Origin of the sequence: Pseudokineococcus marinus, from assembly GCF_013004605.1 — a bacterium.
Classification (GTDB): Bacteria; Actinomycetota; Actinomycetes; order Actinomycetales; family Quadrisphaeraceae; genus Pseudokineococcus; species Pseudokineococcus marinus.
Genome location: NZ_JABEMA010000357.1, coordinates 1 through 2826 on the forward strand (window position 1 = coordinate 1; position 2826 = coordinate 2826).

Genomic DNA, 2826 nt, shown 5'->3' on the forward strand with positions numbered 1-2826 from the left:
CCGCGCACCGGCGCCCGCCCTCGCGGGCCCGGTCCGCGGCCCCCGCTGCCGGGCGTGCCGCCCCTCTCCCCCGGGCGTGCCGCTGGGCGCCGCGGACCGCAGGATCGGGGCATGACGACCGAGACCGCGCCGTCCCCGACCTCCTCCGACTCCCCTCCCCCGCACGGCGAGCCCCGCGTCGTCGACGTCCTCGTCGTCGGCGGCGGCTCCGCGTCCGAGACCGCCGGGCCGCGGGCCGCCGCCGCGGGCCTGTCCGTCGCCGTCGTCGAGGGCTCCCTCGTCGGCGGCGAGTGCCCCTTCTGGGCCTGCGTGCCGAGCAAGGCGATGCTGCTCGCGGCCCACGGGCACCGCCGCAGCGGCTCCGACGACCACGACGCCGCCTGGGCGTGGGCCCTGCGGCGCCGCACCGACGCCACGGCGGGCCGCGACGACAGCGGCAAGGCCGACGGCCTGCGCGCGGCGGGCGTCGAGCTCGTGCGCGGGTGGGCGTCCGTCGAGCGCGACGACGCCGGCGGCGGCCTCGCGCGGGTGCGCCGCGGCGGGGGCTCGCCGGACGACCCGGGCGAGCTCGTCGACGTCCTGCGCTGGCGCACGCTCGTCCTCGCCACCGGCAGCGCCCCCGCGGCCCCCCCGGTCGACGGGCTGGACGACGTGGCGACGTGGACGAGCGACGAGGCCCTCTCCAGCGACCACCGGCCGGCCAGCCTGCTCGTGCTCGGCGGCGGGGCCGTCGGCTGCGAGCTCGCGCAGGTCTACGCGTCCTTCGGCGTCCGCACGACCCTCGTCGAGACGGCGCCGCGACTCCTGGCGAGCGAGAACCCGTCGGTGGGCGACGCCGTGGCCCAGGCCCTGACCGGCACGGGCGTGGACGTCCGCACCGGGGTGACGGCGTCGCGGGCGCGCGCCGACGGCGACGGCGTCGTCCTCGAGCTCGACGACGGGAGCGAGGTCACGGGCGAGCGCGTCCTGCTCGCGAGCGGGAGGAGGCCCCGCCTCGAGTGCGTGCAGACGCTCGGCTTCGACACGACGGGCGCCGGCGCGCTCGCCGTCGACGACCGCTACCGCGTCCTCGCGGACGGGCGGCCCCTCGACGACGTCTACGCCGTCGGCGACGTCAACGGGCGCGCGCCCTACACCCACGGCGCCAACTACCAGGCCCGCGTCGTCGCCGACGCGCTCGTCGGCCGCCCCCGGGAGGGCGATGAGACGGGGATGCCGCGCGCCGTCTACGTGGACCCGCCCGTGCTCGCCACGGGGCTCAGCGCGGACGGCGCCCGGGAGGCGGGGCACGACGTCGTCGTCGCGACGCAGGCGAGCTCCGACACCGGGCGCGCGCACGTCGAGCGCTACGACGGGCCCGGCACGGTGGAGCTCGTCGTCGACGCCGCGTCCGGCGTCCTGCTCGGCGCCAGCGTCGTCGGCCCGGAGGCCGACAGCTGGGGCGGCGAGCTCGTCCTCGCCGTCCGCGGCCGCCTCGACGTCGAGCTGCTCGCCGAGGTGGTGCACCCCTTCCCCGCGTGGGGCGAGCTGCTGCTGCCGGCGGCCGAGGACGCGCGCGACCAGGTGCGCGCCCGCCGGGGCGACGAGCAGCCGGGCGGCGGCGCCGAGCAGCCCGCGCACACGGCCTGAGCACTCCCCCGCCGAGGGACGCCCCCGCCGAGGGACGGGGCTCGGCGGGCACGCGGCGGCGGCTCAGAGGGCGTAGGTCGCGACGACCGGCGCGTGGTCGCTCCACCGCTCGGCGTACGAGGGCGCGCGGTCGACCTCGCACGAGCGCGCCGCGGCGCCGAGCGCGGGGGTGGCCACCTGGTAGTCGATGCGCCAGCCCGTGTCGTTGTCGAAGGCCTGCCCGCGCCAGGACCACCACGAGTAGGGGCCGTCGACCTCCCCCGCGAGCGCCCGGGCGACGTCGGTCCACCCGAGGCCGGGCCCGCCGGCCTCCGCAGCGCCGTCCCCCGCGCCGCCGGCGCCGTGGTCGTCGGGCGCGCGGAACCACCGGTCGAGGGCGGCGCGCTCCTCGGGCAGGAAGCCGGCCTTCTTCCGGTTGCCCTTCCAGTTCTTGATGTCGAGCTCGCGATGACCGACGTTGAGGTCGCCGGTGACGACGGCGAGCGCTCCGTCGGCGCCGAGCACGGCCATGCGCTCGGTCGCCGCGGCCAGGAAGGCCATCTTGTCCTCCTGCTGGGGCGTGCCGACCTCGCCGGAGTGGACGTAGGCGCTGACGGCCGTGAGCGTCCGCCCGTCCGGCAGGGCCACGTCGGCCTCGAGCCACCGCCCGGCGCCGGCGAAGCGGCCGCCCGCGTCGGCGTCGCCGAGGCCCTCGCGCACCGCGGCCAGCGGGAGCCGGCTCGCGACGGCGACGCCCGCACGGCCCTTCGTGCCGGCGTCGGTCGGCTCGACGTGGGCGACGTGCCAGCCGGCGACGGCGTCGCCCTGCGCGGCGCCCTTCACCGGCGCGTCCTCACCGGCCATCTCGGCGATCACCCGGCGCAGTGTGTCGTCGTCGGCGCGGACCTCCTGGAGGCACAGCACGTCGACGCCGCGGCCGTCGAGCCAGGCGCCCATGCCGCGGCGGGCGGCGGCCCGGATGCCGTTGACGTTGGCGGTCGCGACGACGAGCGGGCGCCCGGAGGTGGTGGACGGGTCGGCGTCGGCGGGGCGGGCGGCGGTGGGCTGGGCGGGGGCTGCGTCGGGCACCTCTGGTCGTCGGGGGTGCCGTGCTCCACGCGGTCGCGCTCGACCACCGCGTCCCTGCGTGCGCCTACCGGCTCGTCGAGCCGGACGGCCGGCGGATGCTGCCCGCGCAGCTGGCCGCCCGCGGGATCA

The 2826-nt window shown here is 79.2% G+C and carries 2 protein-coding genes; one reads left to right on the forward strand and one right to left on the reverse strand.

Annotation, left to right across the window (positions count from 1 at the left end; genetic code table 11):
* Positions 1-111 precede the first annotated feature (111 nt).
* Positions 112-1629, forward strand: a complete 1518-nt coding sequence (locus HLB09_RS15325; protein ID WP_171204192.1) for a dihydrolipoyl dehydrogenase family protein — start codon at positions 112-114, stop codon at positions 1627-1629.
* Positions 1630-1692: 63 nt separating this feature from the next.
* Here the strand turns inward: HLB09_RS15325 and HLB09_RS15330 are convergent, their stop codons facing one another.
* Entirely contained in the window at positions 1693-2697 is a 1005-nt protein-coding gene (locus HLB09_RS15330) for an endonuclease/exonuclease/phosphatase family protein (protein WP_322790212.1), read from the reverse strand.
* Positions 2698-2826 lie beyond the last annotated feature (129 nt).